This is a genomic window from Oceanobacillus sp. B139/18, assembly GCF_055524595.1.
Window position 1 is genome coordinate 307,538 of record NZ_JBVFXI010000002.1, and the last position, 16,472, is coordinate 324,009.

The 16,472-nt window shown below is 39.8% G+C and carries 18 protein-coding genes; 6 read left to right on the plus strand and 12 right to left on the minus strand.

Features of this window, described 5'->3' with window-relative positions:
- Window positions 1-6 precede the first annotated feature (6 nt).
- From ACZSMY_RS08870 to ACZSMY_RS08880, 3 genes are read right to left on the minus strand one after another with little or no spacing between them, the layout of a single operon-like run.
- On the minus strand, window positions 7-1,041 hold the full coding sequence (locus ACZSMY_RS08870; RefSeq protein ID WP_193063907.1) for a FecCD family ABC transporter permease: 1,035 nt from the start codon (window positions 1,039-1,041) through the stop codon (window positions 7-9).
- Window positions 1,038-2,072 (minus strand): FecCD family ABC transporter permease, encoded by a 1,035-nt coding sequence (locus ACZSMY_RS08875; RefSeq protein ID WP_042532925.1) that lies wholly within the window; start codon window positions 2,070-2,072, stop codon window positions 1,038-1,040. Before ACZSMY_RS08875 ends, ACZSMY_RS08870 begins: the two co-directional genes overlap by 4 nt.
- Before the next feature lie 46 nt (window positions 2,073-2,118).
- A complete protein-coding gene (locus ACZSMY_RS08880; protein WP_042532923.1) occupies window positions 2,119-2,955 on the minus strand; it encodes an ABC transporter ATP-binding protein in 837 nt (278 codons plus the stop codon).
- A gap of 997 nt (window positions 2,956-3,952) precedes the next feature.
- Between ACZSMY_RS08880 and ACZSMY_RS08885 the strand changes: the two genes are divergently transcribed.
- The 4 genes from ACZSMY_RS08885 to ACZSMY_RS08900 all read left to right on the plus strand — a co-directional run bounded on the left by ACZSMY_RS08885 (window position 3,953) and on the right by ACZSMY_RS08900 (window position 7,116).
- A complete protein-coding gene (locus ACZSMY_RS08885) occupies window positions 3,953-4,573 on the plus strand; it encodes a TetR/AcrR family transcriptional regulator (protein WP_042532920.1) in 621 nt (206 codons plus the stop codon).
- 68 nt (window positions 4,574-4,641) lie between these two features.
- Complete coding sequence (locus ACZSMY_RS08890) at window positions 4,642-5,373, plus strand: ABC transporter ATP-binding protein (protein WP_042532918.1); 732 nt, start codon at window positions 4,642-4,644, stop codon at window positions 5,371-5,373.
- Complete coding sequence (locus ACZSMY_RS08895; protein WP_465147673.1) at window positions 5,345-6,907, plus strand: hypothetical protein; 1,563 nt, start codon at window positions 5,345-5,347, stop codon at window positions 6,905-6,907. The genes ACZSMY_RS08890 and ACZSMY_RS08895 overlap by 29 nt, the downstream gene beginning before the upstream one ends.
- Before the next feature lie 11 nt (window positions 6,908-6,918).
- Window positions 6,919-7,116, plus strand: a complete 198-nt coding sequence (locus tag ACZSMY_RS08900; protein WP_244882379.1) for a DUF1648 domain-containing protein — start codon at window positions 6,919-6,921, stop codon at window positions 7,114-7,116.
- Between the two features lie 58 nt (window positions 7,117-7,174).
- Here the strand turns inward: ACZSMY_RS08900 and ACZSMY_RS08905 are convergent, their stop codons facing one another.
- From ACZSMY_RS08905 to ACZSMY_RS08935, 7 genes are all read right to left on the minus strand, one after another.
- Entirely contained in the window at window positions 7,175-8,110 is a 936-nt protein-coding gene (locus ACZSMY_RS08905; RefSeq protein ID WP_042532911.1) for a YitT family protein, read from the minus strand.
- 409 nt (window positions 8,111-8,519) lie between these two features.
- On the minus strand, window positions 8,520-9,518 hold the full coding sequence (locus tag ACZSMY_RS08910) for an acrylyl-CoA reductase family protein (protein WP_042532909.1): 999 nt from the start codon (window positions 9,516-9,518) through the stop codon (window positions 8,520-8,522).
- A gap of 57 nt (window positions 9,519-9,575) precedes the next feature.
- The gene (locus ACZSMY_RS08915; RefSeq protein ID WP_465147674.1) at window positions 9,576-10,373 is read right to left on the minus strand and encodes a MerR family transcriptional regulator; all 798 of its coding nucleotides are present in this window, start codon (window positions 10,371-10,373) and stop codon (window positions 9,576-9,578) included.
- Window positions 10,348-11,277: a DUF2268 domain-containing putative Zn-dependent protease gene (locus tag ACZSMY_RS08920; protein ID WP_256705978.1), complete on the minus strand. Its 930-nt coding sequence runs from the start codon at window positions 11,275-11,277 to the stop codon at window positions 10,348-10,350. Before ACZSMY_RS08920 ends, ACZSMY_RS08915 begins: the two co-directional genes overlap by 26 nt.
- A 184-nt stretch (window positions 11,278-11,461) precedes the next feature.
- A complete protein-coding gene (locus ACZSMY_RS08925; RefSeq protein WP_212928254.1) occupies window positions 11,462-11,887 on the minus strand; it encodes a DnaA N-terminal domain-containing protein in 426 nt (141 codons plus the stop codon).
- A gap of 23 nt (window positions 11,888-11,910) precedes the next feature.
- The gene (locus ACZSMY_RS08930; protein WP_465147675.1) at window positions 11,911-12,165 is read right to left on the minus strand and encodes an NUDIX hydrolase; all 255 of its coding nucleotides are present in this window, start codon (window positions 12,163-12,165) and stop codon (window positions 11,911-11,913) included.
- Between the two features lie 27 nt (window positions 12,166-12,192).
- Window positions 12,193-12,366: an NUDIX domain-containing protein gene (locus ACZSMY_RS08935; RefSeq protein ID WP_465147676.1), complete on the minus strand. Its 174-nt coding sequence runs from the start codon at window positions 12,364-12,366 to the stop codon at window positions 12,193-12,195.
- Between the two features lie 141 nt (window positions 12,367-12,507).
- Between ACZSMY_RS08935 and ACZSMY_RS08940 the strand changes: the two genes are divergently transcribed.
- Both ACZSMY_RS08940 and ACZSMY_RS08945 read left to right on the plus strand, forming a co-directional pair.
- Complete coding sequence (locus tag ACZSMY_RS08940; protein WP_042532900.1) at window positions 12,508-13,143, plus strand: pentapeptide repeat-containing protein; 636 nt, start codon at window positions 12,508-12,510, stop codon at window positions 13,141-13,143.
- 519 nt (window positions 13,144-13,662) lie between these two features.
- Entirely contained in the window at window positions 13,663-14,595 is a 933-nt protein-coding gene (locus ACZSMY_RS08945) for an aldo/keto reductase (RefSeq protein WP_256705977.1), read from the plus strand.
- Between the two features lie 60 nt (window positions 14,596-14,655).
- On the opposite strand, the gene ACZSMY_RS08950 is transcribed toward ACZSMY_RS08945, so the two are convergent.
- Entirely contained in the window at window positions 14,656-15,837 is a 1,182-nt protein-coding gene (locus ACZSMY_RS08950) for an aminotransferase (RefSeq protein WP_193064986.1), read from the minus strand.
- Window positions 15,834-16,328 carry an Lrp/AsnC family transcriptional regulator gene (locus ACZSMY_RS08955; RefSeq protein WP_042532894.1) on the minus strand — a complete coding sequence of 165 codons (495 nt, stop codon included), beginning with the start codon at window positions 16,326-16,328 and terminating at the stop codon, window positions 15,834-15,836. The genes ACZSMY_RS08950 and ACZSMY_RS08955 overlap by 4 nt, the downstream gene beginning before the upstream one ends.
- Between the last annotated feature and the right edge of the window lie 144 nt (window positions 16,329-16,472).

The window sequence follows — 16,472 nt, forward strand, 5'->3', positions numbered from 1 at the left end:
AAATTATTAATCTTTCAGCCTCGCTAATAAATATAAAAAGTATGGCGCTCCAATCACAGCGACGATAATCCCTGCCGGCACTTCCGGCTGTTTAATGAATCCGCCGATCATATCTGCTAAGAGCAGTAACAGCGCCCCCATCAAGCCTGAAACTGGAATCACATACTCATGCTTGTCTCCAACCAGCTGTCTGCTGAGATGCGGAGCAATGAGTCCGATAAATCCAATTCCGCCGCTGACAGAAACACTCGCTGCTGCAAGACCGACAGCGGAAGACAGTAACACACGCCGCTCTTTTTCTAAATTTGCTCCTAGCCCAATGGACGTTTCTTCCCCTAAGTGGAGAATATTCAGAACCGTTGCTTTGGAATAAACAAACGGTACCAGAATAACAAGCCACGGAAGTAATGCTAGAACAAACTGCCAATTAGAGCCCCATATGCTTCCTGCAAGCCAGGTTGCCAGAAATTGATAGGTTTCCGGATTTAATCGCAGTGTTAATACAATCATTAACGCATTGATACCGGCTGCAACTGCAATCCCTGTCAATACCAGCCGCATCGGCGAAATTCCCTCAGACCGCTTGTAAGAAAGCAAGTAGATGATAAGGGCAGCACCTGCTGCTCCAAAGAAAGCTAAAAACGGCATCAGAAAGACAGATATTGTTGTTGTTACTGCAAAGAAGGATAAAAAAAGCATAATGGATAAACCTGCTCCAGCATTAATCCCAATAATTCCGGGATCTGCCAATGGGTTCCGAACAATCCCCTGCAGCACGGTTCCTGAGATTGCAAGTCCCATTCCTACCAGCAAAGCAATAATCATACGCGGCAAGCGAAAATCAAATAAAATAAGCGCCTGCTGCTCTGTACCTTGTCCAAATAAAGTAAAAATAACCTCTTTCGGTGTTAAGTAAATGCTCCCTGTATTTAAGCTGATAAAAAATATGATAATAATCAGAAAGACTAAGATAACACTGACCAGCCCTGCTCTTCTCGCTTTTCTGACTTGGCTATGCTGTTTGTTTTTCTGTGATGTCATACCAATCCCCCGCCCTTTCTTGCTAAGTATAAAAAGAAAGGTACGCCCAATAAGGCAATTAAGGCACCAACCGGCATTTCATGAGGAGGGCTGATGATACGTGCTGCTAAATCCGCTAACACAACCAGTAACGCACCATAAATGACCGTTCCGGGAATAATCCAGCGGTAATCGTACCCAAACAGCCAGCGGACCATATGCGGTACAATCAATCCCACAAAACTCACCGCGCCGACGACAGAAACAGCCAGACCAGCTAATACAACAATAATCAAGGCAGCAGTTAATTTAATGCGTCCAGTTTTCGTACCCAGCCCAACCGCAACTTCTTCTCCCAGGCTCAATAATGTAATTGAGCGGGATATTATCACTGCAGCGATAACTGCCAGCAGCAGCCAAGGTGTAATGATTTGCAAATGGCCCCAGCTTGTACCGGAAATACCGCCTGCATACCAGAATGCTAAATCCTGCCCAATTTCATAATAAAGCGCGATTCCTTCACTTAATGCTCCCAAAAGGGCACTGACTGCTGCACCAGCCAACACTAAACGGATTGGTGTCAGACCATTTTTTGATAAAGAACCGATGCCATATACAATTCCAGCACCAAGTGCAGCACCGAGGAATGAAAATAAAATTATATATACATACGAAAGATGCGGAAAAAATGCAAAACAGCATGCGAGCATAAATACGGCTCCGGCATTTAGTCCGAGCAATCCGGAATCAGCAAGCGGGTTACGAGTCATCCCTTGCATTAATGCTCCAGAAACGGCAAAACAGCTGCCGACAATAGCTGCTCCAAGAATACGCGGAAAGCGTATTTCCCTGATAATTTGATGCTGCTGCAAGTCCGGATCAAATTGAAATATGGCCTGCCAGACTGTTTTCAATGGCATATCCGCAGCGCCAAGGGATACAGCCAGCAGCAAAGATAATAGTAAAAGGAAGCTCCCCGCCGCTAAAACAAGCACATTCCGGACAGGCCGCACGGTTTCTTTGACTTTTTTTAAATCTTCTAGTTCATTCATTGTTTAGTACCTTTCATTGTTTACTTTTACTATTTATCATAAATGCTTAACCTGACACCTTTTGATGGCATGGTTTAGATGAAGCGCATGCCGATTCCGCCTGACATAACTGATACGATAAGCAAATCGGATTCGCACTATGCGGACACCTTGCTATATGTGCATCAATTTGAAAAACCTGCTGCAGATTACCACAGGTCATCACATTCTCTGGCGTACCGTCTGTCACAACCTCTCCATCACGCATCGCAATCATATAATGCGAGAAGCGGGAAGCATGGTTTAAATCGTGCAGAACCATAATAATGGTACGTCCTTCTTCTTTATTAAGGCGCTCCAATAATAGTAAAATATCTAATTGATGTGCCAAATCTAAATAAGTAGTCGGTTCATCCAGCACAAGGATATCAGTTCCCTGCGCCAAAGCCATTGCAATCCACACCCGCTGTCTCTGACCGCCGGATAAAGCACTGATTGCCCGCTCCTGAACTTCCGCTAACCCTGTCACCTCAATTGCCCAGTCAATATATTCGTAATCTTCCTTTCTTAGAGAACCCATCCCTTTTTTATAAGGAAAGCGCCCATAAGAAATTAATTCATATACAGTCAATCCGCCAGGCGCTTCAGCAGTTTGAGGCAGGATAGCCATGCGTTTTGCAATCTCTCTTGTATCGACCTTATGAATCGCCTCGCCCTCTAAAAATACCGCACCGCTTTTCACACTTAAAATGCGGGCAATTGTTTTGATGAGCGTTGACTTCCCACACCCATTCGGGCCGATAATCGTTGTGATTTTATTGGCCGGGATCGAAATGCTGAGGTCTTTGATAATTAACTCATTCGCATAACCGACATCAATTTCATTTATTTCAATTGCTTTCATTGATTCGCCTCCTTTTTTATGACATTTTATTTTCTGATAATGATAATCATTATCATTGATAACGATTATCATTATTGATTAAAAAGATGAACTTGTCAAGATAAATTTTTAATACTCTAACAGCCTTGAATTATCTCTAAACCATCTAAAGCTATTATTATCAATAATTTACACCTAGATTTTATAGAAGGTCCTGAATAAATATGGTAAAATCGTTATAGATTATATGAAAATTGTATTTAAATTAACGGGTAAAAACAATTAGGAATGGATGAGATGGTGATGCAATATGAAAAAACATACGAAGCTTGGGAAGTCAATTTTTTGGTTAGGTTTTCTATTCTTTATGACAGGAATGATGTTTAATGAAAGGATAGGTACGATAACGGACGGTCCAGAGGTCTTCTCTACTTTTTTCTTGCCATTACTTATAACAGGAATAATTATAGTCCTCTTTTCTAATTTCTTTACAAACAAGAAGGTGTAGCTTCTTATTATTGGTTTCATTCCAAACAATCTATTATAAAACGAAACTTCAATCAGTGGGAGTTTTCAACGCACAAATGTTTCCGATGGGGCGAGTAATCGCAGTCCCAGGATGTGCTAGTGCAGACGTTGCGACAGGACGTCGCGAATTTAGTCTGTTTCTTTAATTCTCCCACTGATTGTTAGTTGAGTGATTCAGGGAGTTAGCGTCCGTTATCTCCCGCCTAAATAAATTTATTTTTACGCTTTATTTTGAGGCGGGAGTTTTACGGACGGTTCTCCGTGATAAATTTAAGAAAACGAATTGTTCGCACCTTCAGCGAATAATTCGTTTTCTATGTATTAAATGCTCATCGTCTATACACAGGATATCTCGTCAACTGTCAGGCATCATTCATATCTTGACTATTTTTAATAGACAGGTTTCCTTTCCAATATAAAATTATGTCTACCTATCCATTGACACTTTGTCAGTCATCTGTATATACTATCTTCAAAGGAGGTATATAACATGAGAGATGTGAAATTGCCTGAAGTTCGAAAAGCAGAAATCCTGGATGCTTCGATGAAGCTGTTTACAGAAAAAGGCTACCTGCAGACAACTACACAGGATATTATCAACCAAGTAGGAATTTCACGCGGACTGCTTTACTATCACTTTAAAAATAAAGAAGAAATTCTTTATATCCTGGTTGAAAAATCTGTTAAGCCGCTTATCCTGCAGATGGAAAAAATCGTTAACGAGACTTCATTGAGCCCGGCAGAGAAATTAAAACAATTTTTACAAACAACGATTATTCAAGAAGATTCGGTTACAGAGGAAAAAGTCACCCTGCAGGAAACCGTTCAGCTGGAGGAAAACAGATATATGATGGACCGTTTTTATCATAAATTTATTGAAAAGCTGCTCCCTTTATTTACAAAAGTGATAGAGGAAGGAAAAGAACAGAATGTTTTTCAAGTAGCTTACCCTTATGAGACTGCCCATTTTTTAGTAACAGGATATGTTTTTGTTTCGAATGATATCAAGCTAAAAAAACTGGGAATAGAAGAAATGGAAATTTATTTAGAAGCTTTTAAAGGGGTTTTAGCAAAAACGCTGGGGATTGAAGAATCGATTTTAAATTGGTAACCAATGTACCTTACTTCATTGGTTTCTTTTATCACTACGACTGACACTTTGTCAATAGGAGGGAATTTATGTTAAAAGCGAATCACGTCTCAAAAATATACGAAGATGGCACGAAGGCGATTACGGATATCAACCTTCACGTTCAAAGCGGCGATATTTACGGATTTATTGGAGCGAATGGAGCCGGCAAATCCACGTTGATCAAATCAATTGTTGGCATTCACCCATTTAACGAGGGAGAAATCTCGATTGATGGCTATTCTATGAAAAATGACCCTGTTCTTTGTAAGAAAAGAATGGCTTATATCCCAGATACTCCAGACCTTTATGAGCATTTAACCGGCATGCAGTATATCAACTTTATAGCCGACATTTTTGAGGTTAATCTTACGGAAAGAGAATCATCTATCGAAAAATACAGCAGTCTGTTCGAAATGACTGGCAAGCTCCATCACAGCATCGCTTCCTACTCTCATGGAATGAAGCAGCGGATTGCAATCATTGCTGCTCTGGTACATCAGCCATCCCTGTTTATCTTGGATGAACCATTTGTCGGCCTGGATCCAACTGCTTCCTTTCAGTTAAAAAGTCTGATGCAGAAGCATGCAGATAATGGCGGTGCCGTGTTCTTTTCTACGCACGTCTTAGAAGTTGCCCAGAAGCTTTGTAATAAGGTAGCCATTATTCATAATGGAAAGCTTGTCAAAAACGGCTTAATGGAAGAGGTAGCCGGCTCAAAAACCTTAGAAGACATTTTCATGGAGGTTCGCAATGAATCAAAAAATATGGATATTATTTAAAAATAACCTTGCCAACAGCATTCATTTCCATGATTTATTTCGTTCCGGCAAGCAAGGAAATGGAGGAAAAATAACAGCTGTTGTTCTGCTGCTTATGGGAATACTGCTGCTTACGTATAATATACTGACAGCCAAAACATTGGTCAGTATTGGCCAGACAGCTATGATTCCGGGATACATGCTTTCCGTTTCCAGCATGATGATGGTTTTCTTATCATTGTTACGAGCGAATGGAACAATCTTTGGCAGCAGCGACTTTAAACAGCTGGCTGCTTATCCCGTCAGTGAAAAAGAAATTTTTATCAGCAAGCTGCTTCACCTCTATTTTTTCAATTTACTGATTGGTCTGTTATTCAACCTGCCAGCTTTACTCGTCTGGGCAGCAAATACTCTTGTCTCACCGGTTTTAATTATGCTGTTTTGCATCACAGCGCTGGCCTCCCCTGTGATTCCAATTTGTATCGGTGTCATTTTTGGAAGTCTCGTTTATCGGATGGCGGCTTATTTTCGGCAAATAAATCTGATTGCTGTCTGTTTATCTCTTTTTCTACTCGGTGCTTTCGGCTATTTTATCATGACGCAATCTAACCAAACAGATAGCATGCAAGATATCGGAACTGCTGTATATAGTCAGATGACAACTATGTATCTGCCTTCCGTCTTATTTCAATTTAACAGTTTGGCAGACAGCTTTTTTATTCTAATTTTTCTCTTTATCAGCGGTTTATTATTTTTAGTGCTTACCTTTTTCGGCAGCAGATACTATCGCAGATTGAACCTGCGCCTTCTTGCTTTAAAAAGCACAAATCATATGAAACCGCGAACCATCAAACAGCGACGTATCTTCGTTGCTTTATGGAAAAAAGAAATAACTGCTTTATTCAGCTCTTACAACTACTTGCTGAACTCGATATTAGGCACCGTGCTGTTAGTTTTTATTAGTATGGCATTACTTCTGTTTGGATTTGAAAAATTAACAACGTTTATTCCGCTTCCTGTTTCTATAGAAACCGTTACCAATCTATTTCCCATGGTTGTTGCAGCAATGCTGTTAATCAGTAATCCGGCAGCTGCTGCACTCTCCATGGAAGGGAATAAAGTTTGGATTTTAAAAACACTGCCCATTGAGCAAAAAAGGGTGGTTCATGCTAAATTAGCCTGTACCTTTTCCCTGCATTTTATTGGTTTTGCTATTAGCATCCTAGCTTATATTATCCGTTTATCTCCAACGATAGAGCAGCTGATCTGGGCCATCCTTATTCCAGTAAGCTATTCCGCTTTTATCACGACATTTGGATTGATGCTGAATTATTTCTACCCACATTTCAGCTGGAAAAACGATATGTATATTGTTAAACAAAGCCCGCCTGTTTTGATAGCAGCATTTACCGGGATGGCATTGATGATCGTGCCGCTAGTGCTTATTTTATTTCAGATACTTCCTTTATTTGTGATTTATCTGGCTCTTGCAGTTTTATTGATTGGTCTTGCTATGCTTTTTTATCAGCGGACCTGCAGGATAAAATTTATCTAAGGAGAATGATGATGAAAAAGGATATCACTGTATTTTTAATCATGTTCGTTATTTTGTTTGGCATTATTCTATTTTTGCCTGATTCCATTCCAATTCATTTTAATTGGCGGGGAGAAGCAGATATTGTAGTTCATAAATTTTTTCTTTTGATCGGGGTGATTATTCCTTACTCTGTTTACTGGCAATTTTTTAGAGAAAAGAGAGATTAATATCTCTATACGAAAAAAGTCTTTCCCTAAAAAATCGGAAAAGACTTTTTTCGTATAGCTATGCTTTCTCATTAGCAGTATTGTTATCTGGCGATGTAAAACTCTCTTCATCCGCCTGCTTCTTATAATAGCGGCGTTCCAGTTTCTTGCTTCGGAAGGTCTTCTGCCCAGGGTGATGAGCTTCTGCAAAGCTGCCGCCGGTCACGTCCTTCACCGTATGCACAACCGTGAATGCATTTTCGTCAATGCTGCTGACCAGCTTTTTCAGGTAGAATAACCGCTGCTTCGGGATGGCGACGTAAATCAGATTTTCCTCGACGCCATCTGCATTTTTCTCTGCTTTTAATACGGTCGTATGCGTACCCAGACTTGTTTGCAATGCATTTTCCACTTCTTTTGTTTTATTGGAAAAAATATGCACCACTCTTTTTGCTTCAAAACCTTCTAATACATAGTCCGTTACCCTTTTTCCAATAAATAGTGCAAGCACCGTATACATGGTGTACACGGGTCCAATCACAAAAATCCCGGCAACGACAACAGACGCATCCAAAACAAAATTGGTTCCTGTCAATTCCCAGCCGAATTTATAGTTTAACATGCGGGCGATGGTCGATGTCCCTCCGGTCGTGCTCCCTGAACGGAAAATAAGTCCAAAGCCGACACCGGTAAATACGCCTGCAAAGATTGCTGCCAGAAGGGGGTCTGGTATACCTGTAGCCAGGTCTTCGAGGATATAAATAAATAATGAAAATAGCGGGATGGTCACAAGCGATTTGATAATCATGTCCTTTGGCAAGTAACGAAAGCCGATCAGAAGAATAACTGCATTCAGAATAAATGTCGTCATGGCAGGCGATATATCTGTTTCATGGTAGATCAGCAGAGCCAGCCCCGGCACGCCTCCCTCTGCTAAAGAATTCGGCATCGCAAAGACTGCTACGGAAGCAGCAAAGAAAAATGTACCGGCAATTAAAAATACATAGTTCTTCATCGTATATTCCTCCTCTTATTTAGTTGTGTGAAGTTCATTTTGAACGGTTATCCTATTTTTATCCTTTAAAAACAGTATCATACCTCAAAAAGATATACCTCTATCGTATCGATAAATGAATTATCTCAGTTAAACAAAATAACCACCCGAAAAAAACCTTTCCCTAAATGCATTAGGAAAAGATTTAAAAAAATGGGCAGAACCCACTCATCAATTAAAACAGACGGCACGTAATTCTGCACTTTAACTGAGATAATCTTCTTATACTGGTTACTTTAACGTACTAAACACTTCTTTTCAACAGCTAAATGGAATTATTTCATTACTTCAGCATGTCTTAAAAAATAGTACTAAACAAAAAAGGAAGGAGAACGCCATTTCTACGCCCTCCTTCTGCATGGTACATATATTAATCGCCTAAATTCACGAGCACTCTTCCCAAATGATTACTTTCTAATACAGACGGCAGCAGCTCTGTTAATTCCTCTAATCCAGCTTCCTTATATACCATATCTTCAAGGTTATCTAATTTTAAATCAGAGGCTAAACGCTCCCAGATATGCTTCCGTTCTGCCATCGGGCAATATACCGAATCAATCCCAAGAAGGGAAACACCCCGTAAAATAAATGGAAAAACAGATGACGGTACATTGACACCAGCTGCCATTCCGCTGACGGCAACACTGCCCCGGTACTGAATTTGCGCCAATAATGCTGCTAACGGCTTCCCGCCTGCTGCATCGATTGCTCCTGCCCATTTCTGCTTATCCATCTTTTTCAGTTCTCCATTATAAACTTCTTTTCTGTTAATAACTTCATCTGCACCTAATTGTTTCAGATAAGCAGCCTCCTCGGTTTTTCCTGTACTGGCTGCTACCTGATACCCTTTCTTTTTCAAGAGGGAAATAGCAATACTTCCGACGCCGCCTGTTGCTCCAGTGACAAGAACAGGGCCATTTTCCGGCTTCAGTCCATTCTCTTCTAATCGCTGGACAGATAAAGCAGCTGTAAAACCGGCTGTTCCTAATATCATGCTTTCTTTTAAGCTCAACCCTTTTGGAAGAGGCACAACCCATTCTGCGGGAACACGTGCATATTCACTATAGCCGCCAAAATGGGAGACACCTAATTCGTAGCTGGTAACAATAACTTTATCGCCTGCTTTATAGCGTTCATCCTTGGAATCAATTACTTCACCGGCTAAATCAATTCCCGGAATAAACGGATATTCCTTTACAATATTTCCATTTGGATGAGCAGCAAGCCCGTCTTTATAGTTGATCCCGCTGTACTTTACATCGACTAGAACATCGCCCTCAGGCAAATCAGAAGGTTCGATTTCTTTTACATTCAAATTTAACTTTTCATTTTCTTTTTCTACGACGAGTGCTTTAAATGTGTTTGCCATGATATAACCTCCATCTAACTATATATTCTAATTGATTTTTCCCTGAATTTAGGTGCTTCAATCCTGTATTGATTTGCTATTTTTATGTGACAGCTTTTCATCTTCACAATGGTATAAAATAGCTTGATGAATAAATTCATTCAATGTATCGTTTCCGAATTGATTGATATATGTTTTAAAGCTTTTATCTTCCTTATACGTATAAGCAATACATTGCAGGATTTCTGTATCACCTATCATAAACTGTTCGAGATAACTTTTCCATTCTAGAACGATTTGCTGTACTTTTTCAGAAGCAGGTGATTCCTCTGAGAGCTTGGCAAACTGCATGAATACATCCTGCATATTCTGATCAAAAGCTTCAAATACAGCAGCTCTTTCTTCTTCGGGAATTTGTTTGATATTTTTTTCATATTCTTGATACTTATCTGTATCCCCATATACATATTTAGCTTCCATTTGATACTGTTCTTTTAATGGCAGCACGCTGCCTTCCTGAAAAATATCCAAGTTAGAGATATCTTTTCCAGAAATAAAATCATTTAAATTGGCTAATGTCCGCTCGAGGTTTTGCTTTTTTATTTGCATCGCTTCATAATGTCCGGCTAAAATCGTCCTTTGCTCTTGTTTTGGCAACTGTATAATCGCCGCTATTTCTTTCAAGGGCAAATCTAGTTCCTTTAACAGCAAAATGGTCCGCAATTTTTTGAGATCCTCCTGGTTATACAGCCGGTAGCCTTTATCTGAATAGCTATAAGGCTTTAATAAATGGATTTCATCATAATAATGCAGTGTTCTTTTCGTTACACCTGTAATAGTAATCATATCTTTAACGGTGTAGTATGGTTTCTTCATCCCAATATGCTTCCACCTCGCTTAATATCTCCTGAGCCGGGAGTGTCGTTGCTTCCACAATGGATTTCCCTGTTTTTTGCAGATAATACTTCACTAAATAATAACCGCATGCATACCCGGCACTATGTGGCACTCCTCCAGCAACCGGTAACCCCTGTAATTTAGCAACTTCATCTCCATAAAGATACGCCATGATTTGCTGTAATCCTGTGATTTCTAAATGCTCTCTCAATACCGGTTTGATAATATGATTCAATGTATCAGCATCTGTTTTGCTGACCCAAGGTCCGATTAAATCTTCCCCATATAAAGAAGTCGCAAAGTTTTCTGCCAGTCCTTCACTGACAATCAATTCCCCAAGATTAATTTTATCATCCCATTTAATAAATTGATAACGGACATTATGATTACATTCATGTGCTAAAGCAGGTTTTAATCTTTTTAACGTATACTCATTTGGAAGCAAGCTTAGAATAATATAGCCGGGAATCCCTCCTTCCCCACTATATCCTTCACTTAGCTGCAAGATTTTGCTGTCCGGACTGCCTAACAAAATCGTAAATAAATATTCAGACACAGGTAAATGGATCCCATGCTGTGTAAATTGGTTTAAGCAGTGTTCCAATGTTTGCTTTAATTCACCCCATAACGCATCAGAGGAAATCTGTTTCATGTCTGATTCAACTTCAGTTGTTATCATCTCCGGTGACAGATGTGCCATATTATTTATTGTCATCACATCAAATCCATTTTCCTCCTCCGCATGGAATGGAATCTGCTGTATTTCCCACTTTTTCTTGTAAGGACCAAGCATCTCCCGTCGATACAACTCTGTTTTTTCTTCTGGTGGACTAGCTATGACCTTCTTATAAATCTTATCCGAACGTAATATGTTGATATTCATTTTATCACACCTTTTCAAAGTTTATTTTTAACTTACAGTATGACGTAACGTGAAGGTCAATATGAAAAGATGAAATAATCTGCTGCATACACATGAAAAATCTCAGCAATAGAAATTACTGAGATTTTTCTTAATTTATAAGACCAAAGTTATTACTTTTGCTATAGGAGCATTTTTTTAAACATCACTTCATCTGCTGCTCCAGCTTACTTATTTTTTCTTCCAGCAATGCAGCTCTTTCATCCAAGCGTTTCACATCGATCAGCCGCTGCACTTTCTCCTCCAGACGGTCTATCTTTGCCTCTAACCTGCTGATGCTGTCCGTTTCATATGAAAATGATTCTAAACGGGTAGTAGAAAAAATAGAGTCAGCATCCTTCTCCTCTACTGCAAAGCAGATAATATAATCTTCTCCCGTTACTTCTTTTACAGCCTCCCCAATCCGTTCACTATATTGAGTCTCCAGCCAATCAATCGTAAATTCATTCGCTGCAAATACTGTTAATTCATCTTCATCCCATTCCACTGTTGTGTTTTTCAGCCATGTATCAAAACTTGGTTTAGATAAGTCACTGCTTAATTTTTCTAAAACTTTTCCCCATATATCCATATTGTCTTCCTCCCTCTATATAATTAAAATAAGACAACTTCTTTCTTTTCATTGCGCTGGTTATAATAGAACTCTGAAATCCTCTCATCTACAAATACCTTATACATCTCCATAAAATCAGGCGCTAATGGATAATCCGGCAATGCAGCTTTATCAATCCAAAAAACCTCTCCTTCATCCGAACTCTTTAATTCACCGGAAAAAGAATTTGTTTTATAAAGTAAAACGACATACCTTTCATCCTGGTTCGTCTGGAATTGCTTCGTTCCGCACAGCACTGGTTGTTTTATATGTAGGCCTGTCTCTTACTCTACCTCCCGGACTACTGCATCATGGAATGACTCCTTTTTTTCAATATGCCCTCCGGGGAAAGTGATTCCCGGCCAGTTTTTATTTTGTCTGTCTTGAACCAGAATCTGTCCCTTTCCATTTTCAATCATGCACATATTGGTGAAAATTGCTGCTTCCGATCGCCCCATGCTGACTCCCCTTTTTCGTCTATATTTCCTTACTGTCTAGTATACCATTCTACAAATATCGTGAAAGAAAAATATGTTATGATGGAAAAAATGCAACAATAGAACGATAATGTAAAAGAGGCTAAGGAAAGAAGGTATAAAATGAAAATAGACATTCCAAAAATTTCTCCTGTATTAACTGAAAAAAGATTTACCGATATTTTTTTCGAAGAGGATCCGTTACTGGAAATGTGCGAAATCACTGGAGCAGAGTTTACCAATGAAGTGGTGGAGCGTGTACGGATTTATGATGCGGTCATCAAAAATTGCCAATTCAATCAGACAGACTTTGAAAATATAGAGCTGACAGATGTCCGATTTGAAAATTGTGATCTATCCAATGTAAATTTGACGAAATCTTCTATCCACCGCGTGGAGTTTATTCATTGCAAATTAGTCGGCTGTGAATTCCCGGAGTCATCCATCGGCAATGTCCGCTTTGATGATTCCACCTTAAATCTGGCTGCTTTTGGAAATGCCAAGCTCGAAAAGGTTATATTTAACGAATCCGTATTAACCAATGTCGATTTCTACAATTGTAAATTCAAAAAAATTGAATTTAACCGCTGCGATTTAAATGAAGCGAATTTTGAACAGACTACGCTGAAAGGAATCGATATCAGCTCTTCCAGCTTTGAAACATTGACCGTTTCATTAGAAAGTTTAAAAGGCTGTAAAGTTTCCTCTTATCAAGCGATTCAATTTGCTTCTCTGATTGGATTAGTTGTTAAAGAGTAAAAGAAAAAAGATACATTTGTTAGGATCAACACCGAAATCTATGGTTGGAAAATATAATTAAATATGATAAAAGCAACTAGCTAGCGGAGGAAATACACGGAGACTCCTGGTCGGCTAAGAACGGTCACGTCCTGTGACCAACGACCGACACTAGGACGTCCTGTCCGTCGTGGGAAAGCGCCATGGTCTTCGGCGGGGCGAGTAATCGCAGTCCCAGTCCCAGGGTGAAGACCCCGCAGAAAAAAAGCGTACTTCTTTTTTTCTACCCGCAGGGCATAAGTGCGACTATGCTTCTGTCTGCGCCTGTCGGCTTGCCAATCAGCAAGTCTTCTTTAAAGGAGATGAGCTCGGGGCCCATGGAAAGCGTAGTGTATTTCCGTAGTGGTCGCTTACAGCAACTTTATATCTACTATGTCACCCATAGATTTTGGTGAAGAGCCATTTGTTAATCTATGTTTAACTATCCTATTTTGTGGTATATTCATAATAGAGTAAATCAATCGGAAAAGGAGTTTTATAGTGGTTAAACATGTAAATTTAGGTAAATCAGATGTTTCTGTACATCCTATCGGCTTAGGAACCAATGCAGTAGGAGGCCATAACATTTATCCGGATATGCTGGATGAAGAACAAGGAAAAGACGTTGTCCGCACAGCACTGGATAATGGGATTAATATGCTGGATACAGCATTTATTTATGGACCGAAGCGCTCGGAAGAATTAGTTGGAGAGGTTATTCAAGAATATAAGCGTGAGAATATCGTGCTGGCAACGAAGGCAGCGCATAAATTTGTCGGCAACGATACGGTAATGGACAATTCACCGGCATTTTTAAAGCAATCTGTTGACGACGCGTTGAAGCGTACACAGACAGATTATATTGATTTGTTTTATATCCATTTCCCTGATGAAGACACGCCGAAAGCAGAAGCTGTCGGTGCTTTAAAAGAGTTAAAAGATCAAGGAAAAATCCGCTCCATCGGTGTTTCCAATTTTACGCCAGAGCAATTGAAGGACGCAAACCAGGACGGTTATGTAGACGTGTTGCAGGCAGAATATAACCTGTTAAATCGTGATGCTGAAAAAGACTTTTTCCCTTATACTGCGGAAAATAACATCACATTTATTCCTTACTTCCCATTGGAATCTGGTTTATTAGCTGGAAAATATGATAAGAACACCACTTTTTCTGATTTACGGGCAGAAAAACCAAATTTCCAAGGGCAGCAGTTCTTAGATAACCTGGAAAAAGTAAATCAGGTAAGAAAAATTGCGGATAAATACGGAGAAGAGGTTGCTCATATTGTTCTGGCCTGGTATTTCTCTCAAGACTCAGTTGATGTGATTATTCCTGGCGCAAAACGCCCAGAACAGGTGTTAAGCAACAAAAGAGCTGCTGAGATTTCATTATCTGAAGATGATATTCAAAAAATCAGCAATATCTTTGCTTAATCCTTTAAAGATAAAAACCCGCGTATTGTTTTAAATGAAAAACAATACGCGGGTTTTTGATTACAAATATTTACTAACAAAACGATTCATTCGCTTCGTAGCTTCCTGCAGGTTTTCCATCGAAGTCGCATAGGAGCAACGGATGTGCCCCTCTCCGCCAGCACCAAAGATATCCCCCGGCACCACAGCAACATGCTCTTCATATAATAATTTCTCCGCAAATTCTTCAGAGGATAATCCCGTCGCTTTAATAGACGGAAATGCATAAAACGCGCCTCCAGGCATATGGCAGGCTAAGCCCATCTCTGCGAAAGACTCTACAAAAAATCCGCGTCTCTGTTTATAAGACTGCGTCATTCTTTCCACATCGTCCATCCCGCTCTTCAAAGCCTCTAACGCTCCATACTGTGCCATTGTCGGTGCGCACATTAAGCTGTATTGATGCAGCTTCAGCATTGCCGCCAATAAATCAGGTGGTGCCATCACAAAGCCTAAGCGCCAGCCTGTCATTGCAAAAGCTTTAGAAAATCCGGAAATTAAAATCGTTCTCTCCTTCATCCCATCCAGCGCCGCAAAGCTGACATGCTTGTGATCATAGCTTAATTCTGCATAAATCTCATCAGAAAAGACAATCAAATCATGCTCTTCTGCTAACGTTGCTATTTCCTGTAAATCTTCTTTTAACATCACTGCACCAGTAGGGTTATTCGGGAAACTGATCATTAACGCCTTTGTTTTTTCTGTGAGCACCGCCCGAATCTGTTCCGCGGAGACTTTAAAATCATCTTCTATTTTTGTTCCTACCGAAACCGGCACACCTCCTGCCATGGATACAAGCGGCGCATAGGATACAAATCCAGGCTCGACAATAATGACTTCATCCCCCGGATCTAGAATAGCACGGCAGCCAATATCGATTGCTTCACTTGCCCCGACAGTTACAAGCACCTCTGTTTCCGGATCATAATCCACTTCAAAGCGCTGGTCCATATATTTTGTTATTTCCTGTCTTAATTCAAGTACACCGGCATTCGCTGAATAAGCAGTAAATCCCCTTTCCATCGATGAAATACTTGCCTCACGAATATTCCATGGTGTTGTAAAATCAGGCTCTCCGACACCTAAAGAAATAATATTATCCATCGAAGAAGCTAAGTCAAAAAATCTTCGGATGCCGGATGGCTTAATATCCTGGATACGTGATGATAAACGATTTTTCGTTTTTACACTTACTTGACTCATGGTGTCACCACAATTCTGCGATCTTCTTCGCCTTCTTCAAAAATAATTCCGTCGTGCTTATACTTCTTCAACTGAAAATGGGTTGTCGTTGAAATCACAGAATCGATGGATGAGAGTTTTTCTGAAACAAAGCGGGCAATCTCCTGCATCGTCTTTCCTTCAATCACTACCTGAAGATCGTATGCACCGGACATAAGGTATAAGGCCTGCACCTCAGAAAAGCGATAAATACGCTCTGCAACCTCATCAAATCCCACGCCGCGTTTTGGAGTTACCTTCACATCGATCATCGCTGTTACCTGTTCAGCCTGTGGCACCTTGCTCCAATCCACCACTGCAGAATAGTTTAAGATAACCTTCATTTTCTCTAATTTTTTTAAAATCGTTTGAATTTCTTCTTCACTTATATTTGTCATTTTCGCTAATGTATTGTAATCAATTCGCGCATCTTCTTCTATAATTCTCAAAATTTCTAATTCTTTTTCTGTCATTCTCCTTTGACTCCTTTACCATTTCTGTCCAATATCCAATCTCGTGTCTGGATTATATTCCATCATAACATATTCGACAGGATAAATTCATTTCTGTCCCCAAATATTTTAAATCTTTTGTTTTGTATATATCAAGCATTTCTA